17 protein-coding genes and 1 tRNA gene are annotated in these 26,959 nt (G+C 63.2%); 9 read left to right on the top strand and 9 right to left on the bottom strand.

Annotated features, from left to right (window positions below; translation table 11 throughout):
- Positions 1-67 precede the first annotated feature (67 nt).
- Positions 68-1,933 (top strand): HEAT repeat domain-containing protein, encoded by a 1,866-nt coding sequence (locus DL240_RS05690; protein WP_111728909.1) that lies wholly within the window; start codon positions 68-70, stop codon positions 1,931-1,933.
- A 180-nt stretch (positions 1,934-2,113) separates the two neighbouring features.
- On the opposite strand, the gene DL240_RS05685 is transcribed toward DL240_RS05690, so the two are convergent.
- The gene (locus DL240_RS05685) at positions 2,114-3,178 is read right to left on the bottom strand and encodes a peptidase associated/transthyretin-like domain-containing protein (RefSeq protein ID WP_111728908.1); all 1,065 of its coding nucleotides are present in this window, start codon (positions 3,176-3,178) and stop codon (positions 2,114-2,116) included.
- Between the two features lie 208 nt (positions 3,179-3,386).
- On the opposite strand from DL240_RS05685, the gene DL240_RS05680 reads away from it, so the two are divergent.
- Complete coding sequence (locus DL240_RS05680; RefSeq protein WP_111728907.1) at positions 3,387-5,369, top strand: ABC-F family ATP-binding cassette domain-containing protein; 1,983 nt, start codon at positions 3,387-3,389, stop codon at positions 5,367-5,369.
- A gap of 112 nt (positions 5,370-5,481) precedes the next feature.
- Here DL240_RS05680 and DL240_RS05675 read toward each other — a convergent pair whose 3' ends face one another.
- Positions 5,482-6,900, bottom strand: a complete 1,419-nt coding sequence (locus DL240_RS05675; protein WP_111728906.1) for a penicillin-binding transpeptidase domain-containing protein — start codon at positions 6,898-6,900, stop codon at positions 5,482-5,484.
- Positions 6,901-7,136: 236 nt separating this feature from the next.
- Between DL240_RS05675 and DL240_RS05670 the strand changes: the two genes are divergently transcribed.
- Together DL240_RS05670 and DL240_RS05665 are read left to right on the top strand one after the other, a co-directional pair.
- Positions 7,137-7,210 (top strand) — tRNA-Met (locus tag DL240_RS05670).
- A gap of 200 nt (positions 7,211-7,410) precedes the next feature.
- Entirely contained in the window at positions 7,411-8,178 is a 768-nt protein-coding gene (locus DL240_RS05665; RefSeq protein WP_111728905.1) for a J domain-containing protein, read from the top strand.
- A gap of 431 nt (positions 8,179-8,609) precedes the next feature.
- On the opposite strand, the gene DL240_RS05660 is transcribed toward DL240_RS05665, so the two are convergent.
- Positions 8,610-9,725 (bottom strand): LysM peptidoglycan-binding domain-containing protein, encoded by a 1,116-nt coding sequence (locus DL240_RS05660; RefSeq protein ID WP_111728904.1) that lies wholly within the window; start codon positions 9,723-9,725, stop codon positions 8,610-8,612.
- A 75-nt stretch (positions 9,726-9,800) separates the two neighbouring features.
- Entirely contained in the window at positions 9,801-10,931 is a 1,131-nt protein-coding gene (locus tag DL240_RS05655; RefSeq protein ID WP_158542376.1) for a tetratricopeptide repeat protein, read from the bottom strand.
- Positions 10,932-11,133: 202 nt separating this feature from the next.
- Here DL240_RS05655 and DL240_RS05650 point away from each other — a divergent pair, with 202 nt between their 5' ends.
- Entirely contained in the window at positions 11,134-12,792 is a 1,659-nt protein-coding gene (locus tag DL240_RS05650) for a hypothetical protein (RefSeq protein WP_111728902.1), read from the top strand.
- An 11-nt stretch (positions 12,793-12,803) separates the two neighbouring features.
- Here the strand turns inward: DL240_RS05650 and DL240_RS05645 are convergent, their stop codons facing one another.
- Both DL240_RS05645 and DL240_RS05640 read right to left on the bottom strand, forming a co-directional pair.
- A complete protein-coding gene (locus tag DL240_RS05645; protein WP_111728901.1) occupies positions 12,804-13,721 on the bottom strand; it encodes an NAD-dependent epimerase/dehydratase family protein in 918 nt (305 codons plus the stop codon).
- Positions 13,718-14,560 carry a lysophospholipid acyltransferase family protein gene (locus DL240_RS05640; RefSeq protein WP_111728900.1) on the bottom strand — a complete coding sequence of 281 codons (843 nt, stop codon included), beginning with the start codon at positions 14,558-14,560 and terminating at the stop codon, positions 13,718-13,720. The genes DL240_RS05645 and DL240_RS05640 overlap by 4 nt, the downstream gene beginning before the upstream one ends.
- Positions 14,561-14,725: 165 nt before the next feature.
- Between DL240_RS05640 and DL240_RS05635 the strand changes: the two genes are divergently transcribed.
- Entirely contained in the window at positions 14,726-16,498 is a 1,773-nt protein-coding gene (locus DL240_RS05635) for a ligand-binding sensor domain-containing protein (protein ID WP_111728899.1), read from the top strand.
- Positions 16,499-16,619: 121 nt separating this feature from the next.
- Here the strand turns inward: DL240_RS05635 and DL240_RS05630 are convergent, their stop codons facing one another.
- Positions 16,620-18,815 carry a bifunctional serine/threonine-protein kinase/formylglycine-generating enzyme family protein gene (locus DL240_RS05630; protein ID WP_111728898.1) on the bottom strand — a complete coding sequence of 732 codons (2,196 nt, stop codon included), beginning with the start codon at positions 18,813-18,815 and terminating at the stop codon, positions 16,620-16,622.
- Positions 18,816-19,106: 291 nt separating this feature from the next.
- Entirely contained in the window at positions 19,107-21,389 is a 2,283-nt protein-coding gene (locus tag DL240_RS05625) for a serine/threonine-protein kinase (RefSeq protein WP_146618123.1), read from the bottom strand.
- A 282-nt stretch (positions 21,390-21,671) separates the two neighbouring features.
- Between DL240_RS05625 and DL240_RS05620 the strand changes: the two genes are divergently transcribed.
- Both DL240_RS05620 and DL240_RS05615 read left to right on the top strand, forming a co-directional pair.
- Positions 21,672-22,841: a 3'-5' exoribonuclease YhaM family protein gene (locus DL240_RS05620; protein WP_111728896.1), complete on the top strand. Its 1,170-nt coding sequence runs from the start codon at positions 21,672-21,674 to the stop codon at positions 22,839-22,841.
- Positions 22,842-22,860: 19 nt separating this feature from the next.
- A complete protein-coding gene (locus DL240_RS05615) occupies positions 22,861-23,676 on the top strand; it encodes a PspA/IM30 family protein (protein WP_111728895.1) in 816 nt (271 codons plus the stop codon).
- Positions 23,677-23,777: 101 nt separating this feature from the next.
- Here the strand turns inward: DL240_RS05615 and DL240_RS20660 are convergent, their stop codons facing one another.
- Positions 23,778-25,493 (bottom strand): hypothetical protein, encoded by a 1,716-nt coding sequence (locus DL240_RS20660; protein ID WP_158542375.1) that lies wholly within the window; start codon positions 25,491-25,493, stop codon positions 23,778-23,780.
- Positions 25,494-25,662: 169 nt separating this feature from the next.
- Between DL240_RS20660 and DL240_RS05595 the strand changes: the two genes are divergently transcribed.
- Positions 25,663-26,955 (top strand): exonuclease SbcCD subunit D, encoded by a 1,293-nt coding sequence (locus DL240_RS05595; protein WP_158542374.1) that lies wholly within the window; start codon positions 25,663-25,665, stop codon positions 26,953-26,955.
- Positions 26,956-26,959 lie beyond the last annotated feature (4 nt).

The following is a 26,959-nucleotide window of genomic DNA, read 5'->3' as shown; positions in this document are numbered from 1 at the left end:
GACCTCGCCGACCCGCCTGCGGGTCGGCGCTTTTGTCTGGGCGCACAACTGCACAAAGGATGTAGCGATGAAGTGGAGAGACGCTCTAACCGGAGCCGCCGTCGTGGCCATTGTAGCGCCGGCACCGGCAGCATTTGCCGCCGAACGGCAGGATGAAGCGCGCGAGATCGCCCAGGAACTCCAGGAGCACGCGGACCCGAAGGTGCGTATCGCCGCGATTCTCACGCTGGGAGAGACCGCAGACCGGGCAGGGCGTCGGGAGCTTGAGGCCAAAAAAGCAGCCGAGGCCGAACGCGAGAAGCTGGCGGTGGGGCTGGCGCTGATGCTGGCCAACGAGCGCAGCGCTACGTCGTACAGTGCCGACATCCTTAAAGAGAGTGCGACGACCTACGCGCTGGTTCGCGAGATGGTCTACGGGCTGCCCGAGGCCACCCAGACCAAGCTCCTGGAAGCCGCCCTCAAGGGAGCTGACGCCGCCACGCGTCGCGACGTCTTTCGCTACCTGGCTCAGCAGAGTGGGGCGATCTACAACCTTCTTGAATCTCCGCTGACCAGCACCGACGGGGAGCTTCGTCAGGATGCCCGGGTCGCCACGGTGTACACCGCCAGGCCGCAGGCGCTGGAGTTTGCTCAGACGATGCTTCGTAGCCGTGATGCCGGGGTGCGCGCCGATGCGATGGCGATCTCGGAGGCCTTCCTTGCGAAGAACGACCTGCGTCCCGAACTCGTAACGTTTCTAGAGGGCGCGCTTGGAAACCGCGACGAAGCGGTCTCGCTCAAAGCCGCCCGTCAGCTGGTGCGCCTGGGCGAAGCCAGGGGAGCCGCGCCGCTCTTCAAGAAGGCGGCCGGTCAGGAGCCTTCAGAACGCGCCGAGATTTTGAGCTTCCTGGTAGAAGAACGAGCGCGCGTGCGCCTCGACGAACTTCGCCCGCTCATTGCGGCCACAGAAGATCAGAGTGACCGCGAACTCCTCTACCAACTCGCCGCCCTCACCGGCGACGATGCGGTCTATCAGGAGCTTGTGGAGATGTTCCGCAGCGATGTGTTTGAGCGTCGCCTGGTGGGCGCAAAGGCTCTGGGGTTGACGCGTCGCGCCGAGGCCATGGAACTCCTCAATCGGGGCCTCTTTGAAGGGAGCCGAGAGATTCGCCTGCACAGCGCCCGCGGGCTGGGGCAGATCGCCAATGCCGGGGCGCTCACGCCGCTGCGTCGTGCCGTGACCAACGAACGGGACAAAGAGGTGCGCCTGGCTGCGGTCGAAGCTCTGGGGCAAATTCGCGAAGCCCGTGCGGTTCAGGTGATGCGCTTTTTGACCACCGATCAGGACCCCGAGATTAAACTTCAGCTGGTGGACTCGCTGATCAACACCGGCGTGCCGGAGGCCGCGCAAACACTGGAGATACTTCTCCGTGACCGCGATCTTTCGGTGCAGTGGCAGGCGTTTGTGGGGCTGTTGAAGCTCGACCCTCAGGCGGCCGAACGCCATGTGCGCACCGCGCTTCGCAATCCGCCGCCTCAGTTCGCCGATGCGCTGAACCCGCAGCAATTGAGCTCGGCCGCCCGGGAGTTCATCTACACGCATCTCTTTCGCCATAACGCCTCCCGTGTGCGCGAGGCCGCCATGGCCCAGCTGGAGCGCTACCGCGAGACGCTGCTCCCCCTGGCCCGGGAGCTGGCCACCGCCGACGACATTCAGCCCGATGTACGCTCGGAGCTGATCTACCAGCTGGCGGCCTCCAACGACCCGAAGATGACCGCCACGTTGGAGAGCGTGGTGCGCCTGCGTCCCGATGAGCCGGCGGCCATTCTGGCGGCCTGGGCGCTGGCGCGTCGGGGGGATGCCGAGCTGGAAGCGTCGTTCCGCGGTTATCTCACCCGAGATAACCCCTTGATGCGGGCGATTGCCAGCTACGGGCTCGCGCGGATCGATTAAGTTTGTTCCTTCGGAGGGGCTCGTCACGGACATGCCGTGCGGGGCTCTCCCGAGCTATTCGTCCTTGCTCGTCCTGGTTCGACGATGGGGCGTAAAGGGAAGTGCTCAACACGCAGAAGGCCCGCGCTGCAACATGCAGCGCGGGCCTTCTGTGTTCTGCGGGAGTTCTTTCCTGCGTCTTTAAAAGTCCAGACGCAGGCTCGCTCCGACCCGGTCTTTGCGGATGTCGACATCCCAGCTCATCCCCTGGGACTCGTTCGTGTCTCCACCCAGCGTACGCACAATCAGAAAACCTCCCGCGGCCAGGGCGACGCCGCCCGCAGAGAATCCCACCACCCGCAGCGTATGAGCGCGATCCATCTGCGCCTGCAGCTCCGAAGCGCGGCTCACCTCCTCGGCGGCCAGCGCGTTACGCCCGTTGACCAATTGCTCGGCATCGGACTCCAGCGCCGAAAGTTGCGTCTGCCCCAGCACGCCCACTACCAGACCAGCGACTCCCAGCGCAGCAACGCCGACTCCCGGAAGCAACGATCCCCGGGAAGCCACAGGCTCCGCATCACTGCCCAAGGCCGGCGCAAACACAAAGCGCAACGCCGGGTTCTCGCCACGTCGCAAGATCACGCGTTCGCTGAACTCTTCTCCGCCAGCGAGGCTAGCCACAATCACCGCCTCGCCAGGAGGTAACTCCCGAAGCGTCGTCGAGCCCTGACCGGCCGGCCGCCCGTTGATTGAAAGAGCTGCCGTGGCGGAGCCTTCCACCTGCACCTCAACCTGAGCCGAACGCCCGTAGAGCAGATGCTCAATCACCGCCGGAATACCAGCCTGAATCCAGGCGTCATCCCCTTTTAACGTCTGCTCTTCAACCCGGTGCAAAAAGGTGCCTGTTTCAAAATCAAAAAGGTAGAGCGAGAACATGTGCACGTCCTCAGCCCGCTGAACCGAGCCGTACACAAGGCGTTGCCCGGCAACGAAATCCTGCATGCCGCTCAGGCAGGCTTCATCCGGGGCGGAACACCCTCCCATCATGATGAGATCATCAATGGTGACCTCGCCACCGGGAGCCAGCGTCATCTCCCCGGTGTCCTCCAGCTGAGTCTGAAGTTCCGTGTAAAACTGGTCCATCACTGCCTGGTCGACGTCGCGCTCAGCGAAGCGTAGCACCACGACTTCGGCGGGAGGCTCTGTGGCGTGAGCAAATGAGACCGGCGTCAGCGCCGCAATAAGGCCGAGCAACCATCGCTTCATGGTATTCCTGATCAGACAAAAGGTAGTTCCGGGGCGCCCGACAGACGGGCGAACCTTCAGAAGAGAGCGCCTCACACGATAGCAGCGCGCCGAAATTGGTGTCAATTTGGCCGACGCTCCCCCCCGGGCAAGTCTGCATATCTGGGGCGTTGCTCATCGCGAGGGCTGTGGGTATACCTCCCGCATCCGCGACGGCCACGAGGAGCCTATGATTCGTCTCGATAACATCAGTAAATCGTATGGGAGCGACGAGCTCTTCAAAAACCTCGACTGGCAGTTCTCGCCAGGACAGAAGATTGGCCTGGTTGGGCCCAACGGCGCCGGCAAGACCACACTCTTCCGGGTCATCGTCGGGCAGGAAGAAACCGACCGCGGCCAGGTCATTCAGCCTCGCGGTGTTCGTGTAGGCTATCTGCCTCAGGAACTCGCCGTCGAAGAGCAGGGCAGTGTCATCGACCTGGTGCTCGGCGGGCGCCGCGACCTCCTGGAGATGGAAGCCGAGCTGGAACGTGCCGAAGCCGCCCTGGCTGCCGGCGAATCTTCCGAGCAGGCCAGCGCGGCCTACGCCGACCTCCAGGAGCGCTTTCGACTCCACGGCGGCTACGAGTTTCGCAGTCGCGCCCGCGAGATTGCCTCCGGAATGGGCTTTAGCAACGATGAGATGGACGCTCCCATTCAGACCTTCTCCGGGGGCTGGCAGATGCGCGCGTTGCTCTCGCGTCTGCTTCTCTTTCGCCCGGAAGTGCTCCTGCTCGATGAGCCGACCAACCACCTGGATCTGGAGAGCATCGAGTGGCTCGAGAAGTTTTTGAGCGCGTACGAGGGCACGATCGTTGTGATCAGCCACGATCGTTTCTTCCTCAACCGCCTGGTCGACACCATCGCTGAGTTGCACGCCGGTCAGGTGCACCTCTACGCCGGGAATTACGACTACTACCTGCGCGAGCGTCGCGAGCGCCGCGAGCGCCTGGTGGCTCAGGCGGCCGAACAGGCCCGCCAGATCGCTCATATCGAAGACTTCATCGAACGCTTCCGCTACAAGGCCTCCAAAGCCCGGCAGGTGCAGAGCCGAGTTAAACAGCTGGAGAAGATCGAGCGCATCCAGGTGCCACCAGACTATCAGAGCTCAATTGGCTTTGAGTTTCCGGCGCCGCCGCGCATTGGAAAGATTGCGCTGGAAGCTCGCGGTGTCTCCAAGCGCTTTGACGACAACGTCATTTATCAGGCGGTGGATTTCGCGCTTGAGCGCGGGGACCACGTCGCGCTGGTCGGTCCCAACGGCGCCGGTAAAACCACTCTGCTCAAGATGCTCGCCGGTCGACTGGTCCCGGATGAAGGTGAGGTCGTGCCGGGCCATAAAGTCGAACTTCGCTACTTCGCCCAGCACTCCGTGGATCAGCTCGATCTGAAGCGCACCGTCCTTCAGGAAATGGAGGCCAGCGCGACCATGGAGTCGGTCACTCGGGTGCGCTCGATCCTGGGGGCGTTCCTCTTCAGTGGTGATGACGTCCATAAACCCATCTCCGTGCTCTCCGGTGGAGAAAAGGGCCGACTGGCCCTGGCCAAGATGCTCCTGGAGCCGGCCGGCGTGCTGCTGCTCGATGAGCCGACCAACCATCTGGACATCTCCTCGCGACAGGTGCTCGAACACGCGTTGCGCAGCTTTGAGGGGGCCTTCTGCGTCATCTCGCACGACCGCTATTTCCTCAACGAGGTCGTGAATAAAGTCGTGCTGGTGGATGACGGGCAACTCAAGGTCTATCCGGGCAGTTACGAAGAATTTCGCTGGCGTCGTGAGCGCGAACTCGCTCAGGAAGCCGGGGAGGTGGACGCCGAGATGCCAGGGTTGCCCTCGACCGAGCAACCGATCGTGTCGAAACGCGATCAGCGCCGTGTCCTGGCAGCCATCCGAAAGCGACGCGATGCAGAGACCCGCAGCCTGCGCGCGACTTTAAAAAAGCTCGAAGAGAAGATCGAAGTCCTCGAAGAAGAGCATGGTCAGCTGCAGGCTCGCCTGGCCGACCCGGCAACCTACGACGGGGGGGACCAGGTCGCCGAACTCAATCAACGCTTCCATCAGCTCGAAGATGAACTTACCGAGGTTCTGATGGCCTGGGAGGAGCAGGGTGCCCAGGTTGAAGCCATCGAAGAACGCTACGCCGAGGAGGAAGCTCAGGTGCGCGAGGCCTGAGCAGGCGGTGCGGATAGACTTGAAGGGCTGTAGAGCTCTTGAATAGAAAAAGGCCGGCTCTGCGGAGCCGGCCTTTTTCATGCCTTTAAATCACGTGCTGATGCAGTGTGGCTTAGCGTGACGCGACGACGGGTTCGCTCTCGCGACGACGTTCGCGCTCGAGTTGATAGTAGCGGCGCACGCCTTCGCTGGCGGCCTGAGGTCCCACCATATGCCAGGCCGGATCGTTGGCCATCAGGCCGGCCACGGCCACACCCCGATCATCGCTCCATTCTTTGTGGCGCGCAAAGCCCACAAACCAGGTAAAGCGCAGGAAGGGGTCCTGGTTAGAGAGGGTGCCGGTCTTGCCACTAACCTCGACCGAACGAGGAAAGAGGCGATTGTGCCCGAAGTAGCGTCGCGCGGTGCCCTGCTCGGCGGTGGTCACCATCATTTCGCCAAGTTTGCGTGCGGTTTCCGGTCGCATGACTTCGCGGAACACACGAGGCTCAAACTCATAGAGAGTAGAGCCATCGGGCGCTTCGTAACGATCGATGAGGGTGGGGCGCATCATCACGCCATCGTTGGCCAGCGCCGCGCCGATCATCGCGCCATGCAGCGGACTTAAGTGCGAGTGCCAGAAGCCGGCCGCCGCCCGAGCCCGCTCGTGGGGATCCTCGACGCGCATCACGCGACTTACCTGCACCGGCAACTCAAAGGGGATAGGCTGGTTGTAACCAAAGCGCTCCGCCCACTCCACCAGGGAGTCGGCCGAGATGTTAGTGTAGGCCTGCTTGGCGATCAGGGAGTTGATCGACCAGGCCAGGGCGCCTTCCAGATCATTGCAGCGATTATCGTGCGCCGGGCTGCCCTCAATGTTGCGTTTGGACAACCCGCGAGTTCCTCCGTGATAGCAGACTTCCTCATGCGGATTCACGTCGTGGCCTTCCATTAGCGCCGCCGCCGTCACCACCTTAAAGACCGACGCCGAAGGAGCCTGCGCCTGCCGGGTGAAGTTGTCGTATTGCTCGCCACGCCGAGAGTTCTCAGCCATCGCCAGCACCCGCCCGGTCTGCGGCTCCAGCAGGACAACGCCGCCATGAGGCACCAGGTTGGCCTGCAGCATCTGATCCAGATAGGACTGCAGCTCCGGGTCGATCGTCAGCAACACGCGCGCGCCACTGGGCAACGTCTGGACCAGACGATCGCCCACGACCTCAGCTTTGGAAATATCGAGGCCGGCCGCCGCCCAGTCAGTGGGGAGGGCGGGAAAGACCACCGGTTCAAAGGCGGCCGCCGCGCTGACCAGTCGCTGGGCGCGCTGGCGCGCCTGGGCCTGCGCTTCTTCGCGGGCCGCGCTGAGCCGAAGCGTGCGCACGGCGCCGTCGGCCGCCGCGGCTCGTTCGGCAACCTGTTGGGCGCGCTCAACCTCATGAACCGGAGGGCTGGCCCCGGCGGTCATGACGGTCGCTCCTACGACTCCAAAGGTTAACGCGGCGGTGGTGACCATCGTGGTCCAGACGCGATCTCGTCCTGAGATTGGCTTTTTCATAAAGCGTCGCCGGAAGTGGTGAGTGTGAACGAAGGTAGCAAACGTGGTGTTTTGTGTGCCCGTACGGGGACTTCCGTTGTACCGGGGTTGACCCCCCTGTCAATTTCCTCGGGGTATTTCTCTACAGGTTGAGCAAAAAAGTGCATACCAGGTGTAAAAACCCCCTTGACGGTCCACGCAAAAGCCCCTAAATATCTGCCTCACGTCGGCGATGAAAACATCTCGCCCACACACAAGGCTACGTAGCTCAGCTGGTTAGAGCGAGCGGCTCATATCCGCTAGGTCCGGGGTTCAAGTCCCTGCGTAGCCACTCTAAAAACCCCCGCAGTGAGATTCACTCCTGCGGGGGTTTTTGCGTTTGAGTTTAGCCGGTTCCAGGCCTTCGAGCTTCGCGTTCCGGTGAGATGACGCACGTTGTCACTCGCACAACGATCCCGTAGACTTTACGGGCTTAAATCCCTGTCAGAAGGCCGCCGAAGAGGCGGTGTGATTGCCCGAGGAGCCCCCACGATGAGTCAGGATATTGAAGCCGTTCGCCAGGAGATCCGGCAGATGTACCAGCGCATCTCCCAGGCCAGCTACTACGAGCTGCTCGGCGTACAGGATGGGCTCGACCAGACGGTTATCAAGCAACAGGCCACGCGTGAATTTCGTCAGTTGGCCAAAAAATGGCACGTCGACCGCTTTAGCGCGCATGATCTCGGGGATGATAAAAAGCTCGTTCAAGAGATCTTCTCAACGCTTAACACGGCCCAGCAGGTGTTGAGCGATCCCGATAAGCGCGCCCAATACGATTTGGAGCGCTCAGGAGCCAATACTGACATCGGCTCGATTCTCAACGCGGAGAGCGCCTTTCGCAAAGGGCAGACCATGCTGGAGACCGGCGCTCACGCCGGCGCTCATGAGCAGTTCAAGATGGCCAGCGAGAATAACCCCGATGATCTGGAGTACCGGGCTCATTTTCTCTACACCGAATACCTTCAGATTCCCAAAAACCAGGACGGGACACCGCTTAAACGCACCCGGGCCCAGGCGATTTTTAAAGAGCTCGATACCATCAGTGTGGAGCTCACCGATCGCGACTGGCTCTTGACCTTTATGGGGGTGGTCTCCGAAGGGCTGGGGCGAGTTCGGGAGGCGGAGGGACTTTTCCACCAGGCCATGCAGCACAACCCGCGCAATGTGAATGCAAAGCGGCATCTGCGTCTGATTGAGATGCGTAAGGGGAAGAAGAAAGGCTTCTTTGCGCAGTTCCTCGAGAAGTTCAAATCATCCTGAGCCGAGGATAACGCATCCACACCTCATCAGGGGGCGTCGGGCATTGCGTCCGACGCCCCTCTCTTTTCTCAGACTCTTAATGTCCGATAGTGTATATTATGTTAACTCGCAGAACTGAATAAGCCAGACGCCTCATCCCGAGCTCCTGATATTGTCCGAACTCGGTGGCACATCTCCTCCGGTTAAACATGGCCGCCGTTACCTTCCCATATTACCCCTGAGCCAATCCATATGGGTCACGCCAGATGTTTACCCCACGCACATCCTTCAATCACGTCGACTCGACCAAACATCGTAGCGCCCCCCGCTTCAAGCGTGCTCTCGATTAGGAAGTGACACACACCCCACACACAAAAAGCCCCGAGACCTCTTTAAGGCCTCGGGGCTTTTGCACGTTCGCTCCGGGAACGATGAAGGATTACGCGGGTCGATCAGTACCCGGCGTACATTTCCAGACGGTCGCCCACCACAATCTCGCGGCTCGCCCGCGTGATGATGGCCGTGGAGTAATTTTCGCGCACATCCAGCACCATCACCTGGCCCACCCGTTGCCAGGGAATCTCCTTGTCGGGTTCGGTGCCCGGCCGGTTGAGGCCTTCGAAGCGCTGATAGATAAAGAAGCGATTGCCCACCCGCACACTGTCTTCGGCACCACGGTCAATGAAGACATACTGGTCGGTCCCAAAGGCAAAGCCCGGCTGCAGCGTGTCGACAATGTGCGCGATAAGGTCGTTCTCGGCCTGGCGAGGCTGCACCACCTTGAGTTGGCGCTCGTAGGGGACGAGCACATCGCCGCGTTCAATCTCACGCCAGGACTGGTCGATGAGCGCTGTCTCGGCGTGGTCTTCTGAAACTTCGGTGACGACCAGACTGCCCAGGACGATGTATTTGTGACCGAGCGTGTTGTCTTCGTCGTCCGTGATCGGGTCTCCCAGGCGCACGATGGCAAAACGCTCGCCGACGGCGACCTCCGGCTCCTCAGAGGCGGCCTGCTCCTGGTCCCCCTTCTTCTCGGAGTCCTCGTCCTCCTCTTCCCCAAAACGCACCCAGACCGAGTCGTGTTCGCCAAGCATCGAGGCCTCTTTGGGCGACCCGATGATGCGTCCGGCGAGGGTGAGTTCTTCGGCAGTGATCATTCCACCGACCGGAAGATAGGTGCCGGCGGGGGCGGCCTCTTGCCGGGCGGGTTGGGCGGCTCCTGGCGAGTTCCCTCCGGTCGTGGCCAGAGGCGCCGGGGCCTCCTGGAGGTACACGATATCACCCGGGTAGACCCAGTGGGGGTTGGTGATATGAGCATTGTAGCTCCACATCCTCGGCCACTGATAGGGGTCGCCGTAGTAGCTTCCCGAAAGGTCCCAGATCGTGTCCCCTTCACTGACCACATGATAGTCTGGAAGGTCGGAGCCATAGAAGTAGGGAGATTGTGCCTGGGCCTGGGGCAAGGCACCCGCCCCAAAGATCGCTGCCGTTGCCGCGGTCACCAACGAGCCATGGATCACACCGCGGGCGCCCCGGCGCAGGTTCAGTCCGATCTTCTTCTTCGACATAGATGCTCCAGATCTGTCTTATGCCCGGGGGCATTCAATCATCAGGTGTTGCGTTCAGTGTGCCACAGCCGCCGCTCAGGATGCATCCCGATGCGGGTGCTCTTCGAGACGTTTTGCGCCGAGCTTCCCGGCGTTGGTACCGGGAAAATCATCGGAGAGCCGGCGCAATAACTCCACCGCCCTGCCCGGCTGCCCCATCCGATCGTAGGCCAGCGACATCTTCAGCATGGCATCGGGGACCTTTGCGGCCCCGGGAAGCTCATCGAGGATGCGCTGAAACTGGGTGACGGCCTGGGTGAAGTTCCCCATGCCGAAGTGGCATTCGCCAATCCAGTACAGGGCGTTATCCAGGTAGTCCTCGCGAGGTCCTCCCGCCAGAAAGGTCTCAAAGCCCTCCAACGCGTCGCTGTAGCTCCCGGAGCGATAGCTGGTCAGCGATTCCTGATAGAGATCCAGAAGTTCGCGCTGGGTGGTCGGAGCTTTCCGGGTGGCGGGCGAAGCTGACGGTTGGGAGTCGATCTCCTGGCTGGTCGCCAGGCGTTCCTGGGTCACCGGCGCCTGGGCCCGGCGACCGCCGGCGGTGGCACCAGCGTTGGTGCGCGCCTCCGTGGGAGCCGGGGGCTGCTTTCCGAAGTAGGCCTCGAGGTCTTCGTTGGTGAACACCACCGCTTCTTCCTCGGATACCTCGGGGGCTTCGACGTGAATCTCCATCGCCTGCTGTGGGGCGGCCTGCTGGCGTCCTGACTGCTGGTCGGAGAGCGGAATATGGGTGACCGGACGTCGTTCCGCGCGTCGCGGCGCGGGCTCGCCATAGCCATATCCGAAGTCATCCTCGGGGCGGGTGGCGTAATGGGACTCGGGAGCCGGTTGAGGACGGCCCTGATCATTACGAGCAAAGGCCTCTTGGGAGTTCCGCAGGTAGCCTCGGCGCTGCAACACGATCCGGTTGGCCTCGACGCGGTCCTGCATCAGCACCAGCTGGCGCTCCATCTCCTCGATCCGCACGGTAAGGCGACCATTGGTGCGCTCGACGTCTTCTACGCGCTCCTGTACCGAAGCGATGTCCGCACGGGTGAGGACGTCTTCAACCGGCTGAGTCTGCGCGCAGGCTCCCAAGAACAACGAGGGGCCAAAGAGATAGGCCACAGCTCGGCGGGCACGGCGCCCTCTGGCAACCAGTCGATCCTGGGGAGTGTGCTTTGTCAAAAAAAGCCTCCTGACGCCCCCGGATTCGGGAGCCATCGTCGCTTGAATTCGGCGTCTGTTAGCTACTGTGCTGACATGCAGACAGGGGCGATGCTAACATGGGCGGCGATCGTGTCAAGAAAGTTGAAGACCACCTCAGCCCCGCATAAATACTGGGAAATTCCTTCGCGAACGCCCCCCGCTTGAAGCAGGAGATGACGCCATGGCAGACCCCCGCGCCGACATTGCTCGCACCATCGCGCGACTGGATCATCCCGACGCGATCCACCAGAACGAGCTTCTTGCTCACCTTAGCACGCATGGGGATGAAGCGGTGGAAGCCGCACTGGCCTCTCTCGGATTGCTCAATCCGCGGGTACACCGCGCCTTATTGCGCTGGCTCAACGGACGTTTGACCCCAAAACACGCGCTGCCGCTGATGCGCTACATCTTCGATGCGGCGACGCGTATTGAGGAACAGAGCGGGCGCACGCTGGCCATGGCGATGTTGGAGCGTCTGGTCGACGACCAGGCCGAGTATGACAGCGGCCTTCGAGGGCGCGCGCGGGCGTTTGCCGAAGATCTTTTATCGGACCGCGATCCCGACATCGTCCGTGCAGCGCTCGCCATCTTGATGACGACCGGCGACGGGCGCTCGGCGTTGAAGATCGAGTCCGCCCGGGCACACCTGGAGGCGCTGGCCCCTGAGGTGCTTCCGCGGGTCCTGGCCGCTCTGGACGGACTCTCGGTCCGCGGCGAAGCCCCTGCGACACCCGACTCTTTTGCCGCGTCGCTTCTCCGCGCAGCCGGCCCCCGCCGACGTTTGCTGGTGCGAGAGTGGCGGCGCCGAGACGATCGCAGAGACATCGCGCTGGCGATTTTGTCGAAGGGGCATGGCCCGATCGATGAAGCGCTCCAAATTCTTATCGGTTCGCCCTGTCCGCAAGCTCGTGCGGTGCTGGGCGATTACCTCTTAAGTGCGGATGCCACGCGTCTGACACTGACCCTGCGGGCGCTGGCAAGTATCGCGACGCCACCTGCCAGCCCTGCAGAGCGTGCGGCGCTCCGGAGCGCCCTCCCCCACCCCGATTCCCTGGTGCGCGAGGCCGCCGCAGCCCTGGCCGAAGGGCTCCAACTCGACGACGCGGCCGTTGAGCGCGCGTTGCTCGGCATGCTTCTGGAGTCCGATGCCCTTCTCTCGTTGGCGGCCGCCCGGGCGCTGGCCGCGGTGCCCGGCCCACTGACACCCTCGGCGTTCGGCAAACTGGTGCGGGCGGCAGATATGCTGGCTGGACGCTGGCCCGCCGGCGGAAGCCAGGAGGAGGATGAACGCGCCGCGCTGGGACTGGCCTGGACCTTGAGGGCGGCGGCGCGCAGGCTCCCCGAAGCTCTTCGCCCCGACGCCCAGGAGCACCTTGCCATGCGCGGGCTCGCCATCGTTGCGCTGAATCAGGGGCTCGGAGGCGCACCAACGGTGATTGCCTCGCTGGAGCTCTTGGACGCGCTCAGCACCGGGGCCCCGGAGCCCTGGCCCGAGGATCAACTCGTCGGATTGATTCGCCTGGGACAAAACGCCGAAGCGAAGATTGCGCGTCGGGCCGCCCGCGTACTTCTGAAGGTGGCCCCCGAGGCGTTGGAGGGCCTGGACGGCGTCGCGGAGAATGATTCCCTTGATACCTTAAGCCTGCAAATCCCCTTGCTGGAACGCAGCCGGAGCGAGGAGGCTATCAAACGCCTGCAGAGCCTGAGCGAACACCCCGATGTGGACATCAGCGAGGCCGCACACGATGCGCTGGCTCGCCAGCGTCATGCCCGCAACCAGGCGGAGTTCATCGAAGCGGAGTTCATTCCCCACAAGCGTTCATCGCCACGCGATGAGTGACCCCGGAAGGCTTAAAACTCCGCCCACCTGAAGGAGTCCATCGTCTGGACCTCGTCGAAACGGGGGGAGAAACCGGTGGCGTTGGCAAACATCGAGCCGTCCACCACCACCGGATACTTGACGTGATGAATGGCGCCGGCCGGAAGTTTCGGCAGCCCGAAGTGTCCCAGCGACCTCGCAAAGAGCGGTTCGGGAAGCGAGAGATTCTTGCGCCCCGTGGCACGAATCAAGAGCGATAGCGGCACCGGCTGGGGCCCGGCCACATTAAACACGCCCCGAAGTCGGGCCTTCATGGCGAGCGCAATGGCATGGGCGGCATCGCGCTCATGGATGAATTGGTAGAGGGGATCAAACCCCAGAACCGTGGGCACCCGGGGCCCCCTCAGGTAGGACGCCAATGTGCCCTGGCCGCTATCTCCCAGCACGTAACACAGGCGCAACACGGCGGTATCCATCTGGGGGAAACGCCACAGGGCGGATCCAGCGAAAAGATCGGCGGCGACCAGGTCGGCCAGCTCCGGAAAGGTGCTCACCGCCATCGGTGGCTCTTCCTCAGTGTGGTAGAGCGCAGATTCGGCGTCGGCTCCGTAAAAAGTGTGCCGACCGACAAAGATCGCCTGTTGAACCCCGTAGGTGTCGCAATGCTCGAAGACCACCCGTGTCCCCCCCAGGTTGATGCGGTAGCGCTCCTGGGGGCTGGCGGAAACGTGCGTGACCGTGGCCAGGTGGATGACCACCTCGGGGCGCTCCGCCCGGAACACTTCTTCGGCCGGTCGTTTGCGAACATCGTGACGAAAGAGCTGTACCCCCTCCGGAGCCCGGGGCCAGGGGCGACGGTCAATGCCCAACACCTGATGCCCCTGCTTCAGGAGCTCCGCACTCAAGAGTCGGCCCAGCGCGCTAGAGATACCGGTGATCAACACCTTCATGACGCATTCCCCTCCAACTCGCCGCGCTCCACAGCCTGGCGACGCCAGGCTCTTCCCCGGCCGATGAGTTCCTCGACTGCATCCTGAACCCGATGCACATGCGAGAGAATCTCGTCATCGGTCTCGGTCCCGGTCCCTTCAAAGACCAGCGGCTCTCCGTAAAAAATCTGACACGATACCGGCAGGGGCAGCGGTAGGCCGTAACGGGTCATCGGGATGTAGGGTGCCCCGATGAGGTTGGCCAGCCCCTTGAGATGCATCACCGTCGGAATGGCTTCCTCGCCACCAATGAACGCAAAGGGCACGATCGGCGTACGGGTCTTCATGGCCAGGCGCACAAACCCCGTGCCGAAACGCACAAGTTTGTAGCGATCGCGGTAGAGCTTGCCGGTGCCGCGGGCTCCTTCGGGAAACACCAACACGCAGCGTTCATCCTCCAGCAGGCGCTCCGCATGTTCGGGCAGCCCGGTAAACTGCCCCACCCGGCTGAACCAGTGCGAGACAAAGGGCCACCGGTTGGCAAACTTCTCGACCATCCCCTGAGCCAGCCGAGGCTGCTCCATGGCCAGGAGGAGCGAGGTCGCAACCATCGCCCCGTCTACCGGAAGCCCCCCGGAGTGATTTCCCACCACCATGACCCGCCCCCGCGGCGGGATGTTCTCCTGCCCGAAGCAACGCACCCTAAAATAGGTGCGATAGAAGGGCGCGAGCAGCGAGAAGAAGACTTCCAGATGCTCGCGGGAGATCCCGTAAGGATCGAGCCCGTAACGGTTAAAGGGAATGTCGAGCTTTCGAATCGCCTCGGCGACTTGAGCATCGACCAGAACGTCAGAGAACATCGCGCAAACGCCTCATTCATTTTGGCTAATCGTCTCACCCACGCATAGCACGTTACGACCGCCACCGGCGACCCTAACTCGTGTCCAGCGGTGGAACCCCCGCCACAGCGCTGGTACACTACACAGGCTAAATTCATGCGGAATGACATTACTCACGAGGAGAACATGCGCCCACCATCCAAGAAACTCCGCTGGCTAAGCCTGGCTCTGGCCCTGGGCCTCTGGGCCTGCGACACGCCACCGGTCACCAGCACGCCTTCGCCCCCCCCGGGAGACGAGACCCCTGATGAGACCCCCTGTCAGGGAGACGACTGTCAACCCGACGAGACTCCCGACGAGGAGCTCACCGACGAGGAGCGCTACTTCCCGGGGATCGGTGGTGCACCGGGGACCTCTCCCTGCAGCTCTGACATCGGCTGTGATTGGCAGGCCGCCGCTCCCGGCGGCGAGGCCCCCTTTAATCAGGACGAACTCGACAGCGCGGAGCTTAACGAAGACGGACACGTCACGCTGGATGCATCGCGCTCGGAGCGGAAGTTCATCTGGATCGCCAATACCGGCGAAGGCACCATCTCCAAGGTCGATAGCTCCACCGTTCAGGAGATTGCCCGCTACCGCACCGGTCCACCCAACGCCCTGGATCCCTCCCGCACCTCGGTGGACTCCTTCGGCGACGTGTACGTGGGGAACCGGGCCGGGCGCGGGGTCACCAAGATCGCCTCCGGCAGCGAGTGCGTGGATAAGAACGCTAACGGCAGCATTGAGACCTCTACCGGAGCCGGTGATATCAAGGACTGGGGCCAGGACGAGTGCGTGATCTGGCATCGCTCTCTTCCAGACGGTGGTATTATCCGGGCGCTGGCAGCGCAACAAGAAGGCGATCGCGCCGTGGTCTGGGTCGGTGGCTGGGATAGCACCATCTGGAAGCTCGACGGTGAAACCGGTGATGTTCTGCTACGGACCAGGTCGCCTGTGCCTCCCTACGGGTTTGCCCTGGATCAGGAGGGCAACCTCTGGATTGCGAACCTGGGCAACCTCCTGGGACGCATCGACACCCTGCAGTGCCTTGATGAGACCAGCTGCAACCAGGATGCCTGCGGTAATGATGGCGATGACTGCGTCAAACAACGCATCAACGCCCCTAAGAGCGGTTACGGCATTACGGTCGACTTCAAGCAGCGCGTCTGGCTGGGAGGGAACGTCATGCGCTACGATCCTGCCCAACCCCAGGGGCAACGCTGGTTTGCTGTCGAGGGCCTACCCTTCGTCCACGGCATCAGCGCCGATGAGCAGGGCTATATCTATGGCGCGTCCCTCGGGCAAGGGATTGCTCGCATGGACGCCGATAACCCCAACGATAACACCATCATTGCCGGGACCGCCGGGCAGAGCGTCAAAGGAGTGGCTGTTGACCTCGAAGGCAAGGTCTGGGGCATCAACCGCCAGCATAATAATGCCTTCGTCGTTGAACCTGGCCCTGGCCTTCATGATGGTGCCGTCAGTGAGACGCTGACCGGGCTGGTCAGTCCGTACACCTATTCAGACATGACCGGATCGCAGCTCCGCTTTGCGACCAACCAGAGTGGCGTATGGCGCCGAGTCTTCACCGGGTGTTCGTCGCGAGACGCCTACTTCCACGAGTGGCGCTACCTGCGCTTTGACGCCGATGCCCCGTCGGGCAGCTCGATCCTCTGGCAGGTCCGTGTGGCCGACAGCAGCTCGCTACTCGGGGAGCAAGCGTGGATTGACCTTGGTAGCTCCCCTGCCCTGGGCTCGCCGATCGATCTCCTCGCCCTTCTGGAGCCCTTGAACCTGCATCAAGCACGCTACCTGGAGGTTCGGGCACAACTCTCCGCGGCCCGTGACGACGTCCAACTCCACGTGCCGGTGATTCGCGCAGTCGACACAGTGTCGATCTGCCCGCCGATCATCCTCTAAGGTCTGCCCTGTCTGATATCTCAGAGCACAAAGAGCGCGCCCGCAGTGGGCGCGCTCTTTGTTTTTTCTGGGCGATTATTTTCCGGCTGCCCCTACGCCTCTCTTTTCGGCGCCGTCGCGCTCAGGAGGGGTTGGCGCAGCAACGGAAGCCGATGTTTGAGGCTCCCGAGCCCGGCGCTTTCGGTGAGGAGTAGCGACACGACGCCACATCTTCGCTGCTGTCGAAGCCCCCTCCGGCGACGCGTTGCTCTTCGACCCACTCATGAACATTGCCGGTCATATCAAAGGCGCCCGAACGGCTTCGGCACTGGGCAAAACTGCCGGCAGCCGAGACGTTTCGCTCAAAGCCGTCTTCGTCGGCGGTGTTGCAACGATCGGCGTCGAAGCTGTTGCCATAGGGATAGGCGGAGCCTCCACAGGTCGAGCGCCACTCACTGATCGTACACAGTCGCTTCGTGTCCTGTGCACAGAGCCGGCGAGCCTCAAACCAGGTGACGCGCGTCTTGGGAGTGCGGCCACGCCCGGGGTATTCGTACGCGTCCACACAGAAGTTTCCTGCGTTGGCGCGCACCAGGACCATTCCCGAGGGGCAGTTGGTCCCGCGAGCCACCGGCCGCGCGGCTTCCTCGGTGGGGCGGGAGGCGGCTCCACTTGCGGTGCGCTCGGAGGCGCGCCCGGTCGGGCTTGTCGACGAGGATCCGCCCTGCTCTGGCTGTGGCGCTGAGGTCTCGGCTTGTTGCTGGGCGGCGACGAGTTCAGCCTGTCGGGTTTCTTCAGCAAGCTCCTCTCCGCGGGTCGCCGCGGCCTGGGAGGCATCGTCAACCGCTTTATAAAGTTGCGGACCGGCGCTGGCGACCAGGCTGGCCATCGCCTCACGTCGCGCCTGCGCCGCCTCAGCAACCTCATCGCTCGCACCGGAGTCCGGCGTCACTGACGATGCATTAGCAAGTTCTTCGGGCTTAGGCTCCCCGGGACTTACGGCTTCTGCGGCGCTGATCGATGCCTGATTCGCCGCGGGCTTATCATCGCGCTGCATGGCCACCAATGCTACGATGAGCGCGATAAATATCAGGGCCACCAACGCTGCCACCGGCACCTTCCCACCGGTCTTCTTCTGAGCTGCTCCACGCGCCGCAGACGCCGGAGTTGCCGCAACCTTTCCGGCTACCCCTGGTGAGCGCTCTTTGCGGGCGGGCACCTGGCTTGGGGGCGGAGGTGCGCTGGGCCCGGTAGCGCCGCTGGACGCCGTCCCCGAAGACGTCGATGTCACGGGAGGCGCGGCGTGCGTGGCCCGGTCGACCTCGTTGGTCGGCAGCATGTCGATGAGTTCTGGCTTCTGACCGCTGCGCTTGACTTCAACGGTTGCGATGTCGTCTTCGGGGGGCTCACCAATATCGAGAGGAGTCTCCTCCTCCAGCAGCTCTGCGGACGGTGCCGCGGGGGCCATCGGAGGCGCAGGCGGCATCGGCGTTGGTGCCGCACCGTTGCCATCGCTCACCAGCCGCTGCCCCGTATCCACCACCGTGGCAAAATCTTCGCCGAGCGCTTCAACAGAGGGGTAGCGCTCGTCCGGCACCGTGGCCATGGCGCGTTGGATCAGGGCGTCGACGGCTTCGAGCTGCGAGTCGCCCCGATAGCTTCCCGGCGCATGATCCGGGCCGAAAACCATCTCTTTAAGCAGCGCGCCCACGCTGTAGACATCCGCCCGCGCATCTGGCGCGCCGGCAGCGGAGCGAAGCTCGGGAGCCATAAAGGGGCTCTGGTGCGCCCGCTCGGCGACAACCTCCGGCGCCAGCGCAGCCAGCACATAGGTATCGGTGATCTTGAGAAGGTCGGGCAAAAAGAGAATGTTCTCGGGCTTGAGATTGCCATGGGGGTAATCTCGGCCGACATGCTGCAACGCAAGCGTGATCTGCGCGACAATCGGCTCCAACTCTTCGAGCTCAAAACGTTGCCCGCGCTCCTGACGCATCTTGAGCACCTTCTGAAGGTTCAGCCCCTCCAGGTGCTGCATCGAAACCCAGGGATGCCCCTTATGCACACCGCTGTCGTGCAGGCGCACCACATTGCGCTGGGTCAGGGTTCGCGCCGCGCGCGTGGCCTTTAAAAAGCGCTCTTCATCAAGCGGAGTGCGCAGTACCTCCCGGGCGAAGAGCTTGATCGCCACCTCGCTCTCGATGAGTGTATCTTCGGCCCGATAGACCTGACCGAAGGTGCCCTCACCGATGCGTTCCGAGAGTTTAAAACGCTCCGCAATAAGCTCTCCCGGAGGGAAATACAGCCCCTTGAGATCAAGGGCCTTAAGTTCCATGGTCATGCGCCGCAGACCCTCGCCCGAAGACAGGGGTTTACGACGATTACGACGCAAACTCACCCCGCAGTTCGGGCATTGAGTCACGTCTCCTTCGACGGGGCTTCCACACTGATGACAGAGCACGGTCTTTTACCTCCCGGAAACTCCGGGCTTAAGCGTCTCTTTGCTCGCGCCGCACGGCGCAGGTATCGGAAAACAGACGCATTCCTGGACCAGATAAACGAAAAGCAGGAATTAGCAAATTGCCCCCGAAGGCGCAACCGGAGCGATCGCTGGCGACTCCTCGCGGCTGCATCAAAGCTGGCGTGGAGGCAGCGCCATCCCGTCCTCGGGAGGCAGCGTCTCGTCGCCAGGAACATCGGCGTCAGCGTCAGACTCGGGCGCATCCTCGGGCGCCGCTTCGCCCCCCTCTCGGGCCGGCGAAGACGCTGGCTCGCCCGGAGTTTCCGCCACATGCGGAGACTCGGAACTCTCGGATGAAAGGTCAACGTCGGGGCGCGGTGCAGGCGGCGAGTTCGTCGGAGCCTCTTCCTCGGAAGGCTCCGACGCCCCCGGCGAATGAGCTTCGCCTTCGGGAGATTCCGGCTGCGGCGTCGTTGCCGGCGTTTCAGGTGTTTCAGGGCCACTCGGCGTTTCAGGTGTTTCAGATGTTTCAGCCGCACCCGGTGTTTCAGGCGTTTCAGGCTCCTCGTTCAAGGGCACGGCGGGAGTACTCGGCTTCGGGGCGGGCGTGGTGGGGGGCGCCGGGCCAGGCGCTACGCTCGGGCGTGGTGGGGCGCAGCGTTCGACTGCGTCTAAACGCCCGGTGGCGGTGCCGGGCGACTGCACCACGAGTTCTTCATAGAGCGCGCGGGCCTGCTCGCAGCGCACGGCCTGCAGCGCCGAGGCCAGTTGAAGGTCGAGATTTGCCACCCGGTGAATGCGGGCGCGCAGCGCAGCCTTTCGCGGATCATCTTGCCCCGAGCCCTCCAGCGCCTGGCTTGCCTCCTCGAGTTGTCCGGCTTCAATCAGATGCCCGACGGCTGCTTCGAGGTCCGTCCACTGCGTGCCATCCTCGCCATCAGAGATGGAAGCGCTCTGGGCGTCAGCGGCATCTTGCGGCGTAGCGCGCCAGACGCTCCACCCCATCGCCAACCCGACAACGGTCACCGTGCTCAACGCTGCGACAAGTGCTCCCGAGCGTTTGCGAGCGCGCCGCCCTCGTTGCTCCCAGGGGGCATCGGTCCCACCAAACTCAAAGGGTTGGTCGGCGGAGAACTCAGGCTCCGACGGCATCACAGCTTCAAACCCCTCCATGGGGCCGGAGTCCAGGGACATGCCCACCGCTGCCAAGGGTCCGCTTTCGAAGCCCGGATCGGCCAGTGCCGGGACATCCGGCTCACTGCCCTCGCTGAATTCGCTGAGCCCGGCACCGACGCGCTGAGCCCGTTCTTTGAGGGCCTGGGCATGTGCCGCCTCCCGGGCTCCGGCCGGCGCTTCCACCCGCACTCCCGCTTCGACCTTCTCGAGTAATTCAGCGAGTTGGTCGGCGTTGGCGGGCCGATCCTCAGGGGCCTTCGCCAGGCAGCGCAGAATCACCGCTTCCAGGTTGGCGTCGACCTCCAGACCCGGCCGAACTTCCCCGGGTAAGGGCGGTGGATCATTGAGCTGCTTATTGAGAATGGCGAACTTATTTTTGCCCTTAAAAGGCAGCTTTCCGGTCGCCATAAAGAAAAGGATCACGCCCAGTGCGTAAATATCGGAGCGGGGGTCGGCCACATCCCCCCGGGCCTGCTCCGGCGACATAAACTCGGGCGTCCCAAAGATCGACCCGGTCTCGGTCATCGGCGCATCGTCATCGTCGGCGATCTTGGCGATTCCGAAGTCAAGCACCTTGACGATGAAGCGGCCCTTGCGCGCATCCATCAACATCAGGTTGTCGGGCTTTAAGTCGCGGTGAATCACCCCCTGGGCGTGCGCCGCCCGGAGCACCTCACAGACCTGAACCCCGATCGAGACGACGTTGGCAAGATCCAGGGGGCCGCGAGCGCGGAGCACGTCGGTGAGGCTCTTCCCCTCAATGAACTCGGTGATCAGGTAGAGCGCGCCGTTCTCGTGCTGCCCATACTCCAGCAAGGTTACGGCGTTTGGGTGATTCACTTTACAATAGGAGCGCGCCTCGTTGAGAAAGCGCAGCACGATACGCTCATCCGAGGTGAACTTCTGATTGAGAAACTTCACCGCGACGCGCTGCCCGAGCTTTTCATTGACGCCCAGGTACACATCACCCATTCCCCCGGAGCCGATCGGTTCAATGATCTTGAATTTTCCGCCGACAAGATCGCCGATGCAGCTATCTTTCACCGCCCGAATTGGCACCAGCGGCGCGCCGCATTTAACGCAGTAGCCACCGCCTCCGTTCTGCGAGACCATGCAGGCCTTGCAGATCTTGACGATCTGACGTGCCTCATCGGCGGCCAGCTCCCGGGGCTTATCCGAGGGCAAGGTCATCGGCGACGATGCCGCCGGTTGCGCCTCATCATGGACCGGAGCGGTGTCCCGGCGTGGGGACTGGTTTTGGGCGTCATCCTGACTCACAATTCGTCCTGGGGCTTCATTTCGGGCGTTGCGGCGGCCTGCCGAACGCGCGAAATGAGGGTTTGCCCGCGCATTTTGCCACGGCTCTGCCGGGAATCAACATTTCCCCGGCGCGGGCCAGGTTCGCTTGGCCCGCGCTCCCCGGAGAGGGCCGCTCCACCTCGGGCTCCTGGCTTTTGGTGCCCCCTGCCCTGTGCTATGCCGTGGTCCAAATGCTCTGGAGGCTCGATGCGCGAGGGTGCGTGGCCTCCACCCGAATGACCTGGTGCCTGGAGATCCTGGATGGCCCGTTCAAAAGTCTATATCGCCGATCTAGAAGACAATGCTGTGGTGGAGTCGACCTTTTTGCTCGCTGCAAAAAGCATCCGCGAGACCCGCTCCGGAGATCCTTACCTGAGCATGACGCTGCAGGATCGCAGCGGCACCATTGAGGTGCGGGCGTGGGACAACGCGCTGATGCTCGATAAACGCGCCGACATCGACGACTTTGTGGCCATCCGTGGGCGAGTGAGCAGCTACCGCGACAAGCTCCAGATCACGATCACCGACATGGAGCGCATCGACGATGCCTCGGTGGATCTGGCGGACTACATGCCGCATTCGCGCTGGTCGGCCGACGGGCTCTTTGAGCAGCTGCGCTCCCTGCTCACCCATCAGATTCAGAGCCCGGAGGTCCTGCGCTTTCTCAACGCCCTGCTGGACGATCCCGACTTCGCTCGACGCTACAAGCAGGCGCCGGCCGCCGTCACCAACCACCACAACTTCCTCGGCGGGCTCCTGGAGCACACCCTGTCCATGGCCCGGCTGGGGCTTCAGATGGCTCGGCACTACCAGGCCTATTATCCCGGGCTGGTGGACTCCGATCTGGTGATTGCCGGAGTGGTGCTCCATGACATGGGCAAGGTCGAAGAACTCTCTTACCGGCGCAGCTTCGACTACACGACCGAAGGGCGCATGGTGGGCCATATTGCCCGCGGCGCCGAGATCGTCGGACAGGTGGCCGCCGCTCTCACCCCGGAACTCGATCCGGACCTGGTCACCCACCTCAAGCATCTGGTCTTAAGTCATCACGGACGCATGGAATACGGCTCCCCGGTGACGCCGCGCACCGCTGAGGCAATGCTCCTGCACTTTTTGGACATGATCGACAGCCGCATGAACATGTGCTGGAATGCCTGCGAACCCCTGGTTTCCGGAGCGTCGGCCAGCGGCGGTTGGTCGGATTACCGCCGCGCGCTGGAAGGTTTTATGTTCGTACAACCTGCACCCGCTGGCGGCCGTTGGGGACAAGAGGGCCGCGTCATGCTCCAGGACACCGAAGGCCCGGGTCTGGCAACGAACACGTCCCCGGAGCCCGAAGCCAGGCCTGTCGCAGAGCCATCTTCGGCCCGTGCCGCCGAACCCCGCACGCCGCGTCCAGAAGACAAGAACCTGAGCCTCTTTGGCGAATGACCCCGCGAAGGGAGAGATTATGAGCATCCTTGATCGCCTCAACCTGTTGATTCGCTCCAACCTCAATGAGAGTTCGCGTGGCGAACGCGGCGGTACGCGCCGGGGCTTCCAGGATGTGGAGTCCAGCCTGCGCGATGCTCGCCGCCAACAGGCCGAGCTGCGCCGTGGCGAGAAGCAGCTCATTGAGCAGATCCGCGCCGAACGGGAAAAGGTCGACCAGTGGGAAGACCGGGCGATGCTCGCGCTGCGCAACGGCGATGAAGATTTGGCGCGGGAAGCACTCGTCGTTAAGAACCAGGCTATGACCCAGGCCCGACGTCTGCGGGATCAACTCGACGACCACCGCGCCTACATGCAAGACATTGCTCGCGCACTCGAAGCGCTGGAACACAAACTCGAGGGTACCCGGGGCAAGATGCAGGCTGCCTCAAGCCGCCAGAATGCCGGCCGCAGCACCCCGCGCAATGAGTCCGACTGGGACGCAGAGTTACGCCGACGCATGGAAGCGCGCGAGCGCGGGCAGGCACCGGAAGAAAGCCCCCAGGCCCCCGCGGGCGGCTCCCCCGAGGTCGACGACGAGACCTTTGATACCACGCGGTCGATGCGCGAGTTTGACCGAATGTCGAGCAAGATCGACAGCATGGAAGCCGAAATTGAAGCCATGCGCGAACTCAGCGACATCGGTGGCGATCCTCGCCGCGCCGAACTCGACTCGATCTTCAGTCGCCTCGAAGCGCGTAAGCCGCGTTCCAAAGCCCCCTCTCCACGCGAGGAACGCTCTCCTCGCAGCGATCACGACGATCTGGCCGACCTCAAGCGTAAGTTTCAGGAGTAGGTGACGTCCGTTACGAGGCTAGGATCACATTCTGACGAATAAAGAAGCGGCTCTCCCTTCAAGGGAGAGCCGCTTCTTTTGGTGGTGCCGCCTCCATGAACTCAGGGGCCAACCTCAATGGCCGCGCTTCGGCCGGTGGCTCCCTTCAGCACTCCGCTTCCCGGACCACCTCCCTCACCGCCTGGTCCGGGCGTCAGGGTGACATCTCCGAGATCGGCCTCGGTCAGCGGCGCCGTGGCGTAGATCGCAAACGAAGGTCCGCCGGCTCCCCCGCCGCCGGTACCTCCCTGGCCGCCATCGCCGCCATCGCCACCTTTGCCTCCGAATCCACTGTTGTTGCCCGATTCGTGGTTGCCGCCGGCTCCCCCGCCGCCACCATCGCCGCCATCGCCGCCCACACCGCCGTCTCCACCGCGTCCCCCTTCACCCCCCAGGACCTGCGCACTGCGTCCCGTAAACACACTGTTTTCCAGCACCAGCGCTATCGACGCCCCACCGTACTCGCCGCCCTGCCCCCCGGTACCGGGACACCCGCCTCCGCCCCCGCCGCCGCCGGCGCCTCCCCAGCTGTCGCATGCAAGCCACCCGGTGTCTTCATACCCTCCTCCTCCGCCGCCGCCTCCGCCGCCGCCTCCCGTCGCACCTACACCTCCATCCTCCCCACGACTTCCTGTCCACTGAAGGTTCGCAAAGCTGCCCCCGGCGTCACCCCCAGTACCCGAATCTCCTGGAGCGCCGTCCGTTCCCGCGGCTCCCTGGCCGCCGTCTCCCGAGCTAATGCTGTCAATGCCGCGTCGGCCTCCCGCGCCACCGCTGGCACCTCCTGCTCCGTTGACACCAGCGCTACCCCCCCCCACGTCGCCGTCTTCATCGCGAAATCCCGCATGTCCCCCCTGGCCGCCCCGGGCCACGCCGCCACAGGTTGCACTCCCCCCGGCTCCCGGAGAAGGCGGGTTGTCCTGATTGGTGCAGATGCCGACGCCGTTTCGACGGTCCGGCGCATTCCCCCCGCGCGCACCCGCGCTTCCGTTTCCTCCCGCGCTCCCGGGAGCCCCGGCCGCCCCCTGACCTCCGCGTCCCCCCTGCACGCGAGCATTCTCCAGCACCACCCCCTGACTATCCCGCAGCACCATGGCCACGGTGGTCTCTCCGGGGAGTGCGTCTTCGCCCACGATATCCAGGTTCACCAATCGGGTGGTGGCCTCAATGCCTTCGCCCACCATGGTGGGGCGTCCTCCGCTGACCACCACTCGCCCGGAGGGGTCATGCAACCACCCAAAAGCATATCCACCGATGATGTGGACGCCCTCACGCAGCTCAACCACCTCCTCGTAAGTCCCAACCTCCACCAAAATCAGGTCACGCTCCGGGTCGCCGGAGGCCACCTCCAGCGCCCGGCCAATCGTCGCCAGTGGGTGCTGCAACGTGCCCTCGTTGGTATCGTCACCGTAGGAGGCCACAAAATACGCCCGGGTGCCCCAGCCCTGACTCGGGCGACACGCCTCGCTTCCCTGGCGGCCAGGATTGGGAATTACGTTCTCCGAAAGACAGGCCTCCTCATCGGGCGTACCTTCGTCCGGCCCACCGTCGCCGCCGTCCGTCCCGCCATCGCCTCCCCCTCCGTCGGTGTCTGAATCGCCGCCATCCTCCCTACCGCTGTCCTCGGGATCGACGTCTTCCGAGGCATCGACGCCGGAGTCAAGCCCGGCGTCGGGAAACTCCGCCGTGACCACCGATTCTGCACAGCTCGCCAGCCCCAGAGCCAGCGTTAACCCGATCCATGACGTGCATCGCATGCGCTTCGTGTGTCGATTCACTCATCCTCCTCATTCCCCAAACCAGACTCAGGCATCACGAGGGCAAAATAGACTCTTTTACGATCGAAATCACCCCTGTACGGGGCGGTAGAAGAGCTTGTAGCTATGCAGACCTGTCGATACGCTCCCCTGAGCATATCGAGCAATGACTTTAGAATCGAGTGGACTGATGCGTATCTTACACACCTCGGACTTGCATCTGGGGGCGACACTGGAGCAAGCCTCCCTGGAAGACGAGCAGTCGCGCTTTTTAGAGTGGCTCTTTCTCACACTTCAGGAAGATCGCGTGGAGTGCCTGATCATCGCCGGCGACGTGTTTGACACCGGCCAGGCTCCTGCCCGCGCTCAGGGGCTCTATTATCGCTTCTTACAGCGCTGCAGCGGACTCCCGGCGCTTCGCAAGATTGTCGTCGTCGGCGGAAACCACGACTCCGCAAGCCAGCTCGATGCCCCGGCGCCGGTCCTTCAGTCCATCGCGGTGCAAGTCGTCGGGGGTCTCTCCTCCGATCCCGCGGGCTGGGATCGAGCGTTGATCCCGATCACCGACACCAAGGGCCATACCGAAGCGGTGATTGTGGCCACGCCCTACATCCACGAATCTCGCCTGGGCGTGGGGCGCATCGCTGGCGAGGGCGTGGATTCCGAACACACCCGCACCTTCTTTCAGGCGTTCGAAGACTTCTACACCGAGCTCGCCAGGCGCGCCCTTGCCAGCTATGGCCAGGTGCCCCTGGTCGGGGTCGCCCACCTTACCTGCCTGCCCGCTGCCCAGAAACTGCGGGATGATGACTTCAAAACCGACCTCCACCAGGTCGGCGCGCTGGGCGCCCTACCCCCTTCGATCTTTTGCGAGGACTATGCCTACGTGGCCCTGGGGCACATTCACCGCAGCTTTGCCGTCGAACGTGGCCGCGTCTGGTACAGCGGCACCCCGGTGCCGATCCGCTTTGGTGAAGCCCGCACTCCCCGGCAGGTCCTGCTGGTCGACATCGGCGAGGAGGTCGTGGTGACACCGCGCCGGGTTCCCGAGTTCCGGGCACTGCTCGAACTCCAGGACACGCCCGAGGAGCTAGAGAGGCTCGTCGGAACCCGCACCTGGGAGTCCCCCCTCCCCCCCTATCTGTCGATCGAATCACGCGTCGAAATCACTCGCCCGGGCACGCTGGACCGCCTACGCGAGCGCATCAACGAGCAATTCACTCCGGAAGAGCGGCCACGCATCATTGCCTTTCGCGAAGTGCTCACTGGCGACTCTGAAGTCAGTGAGTTCGGCGAAGCTCGAACCATCGACCTCGACACGCTGACTCCAGACCGGCTCTTTACGCGCCTCTATCGCTCCCAGAACCAGGGCCAGGCCCCCCCGCCGGAAATTCAACAGGCGTTCGCCAGCTTGCTCCCCCGCGACGACGCTCCGCTTGAACTCCCAATGGAAAACGCTCAACCATCACTTGAAGATATTTGAAGGT

Origin of the sequence: Lujinxingia litoralis (assembly GCF_003260125.1) — a bacterium.
GTDB classification, from domain to species: Bacteria; Myxococcota_A; Bradymonadia; order Bradymonadales; family Bradymonadaceae; genus Lujinxingia; species Lujinxingia litoralis.
The sequence above is the reverse complement of the archived record's forward strand: the minus strand, read 5'-3'. Positions and strand labels throughout refer to the sequence as shown.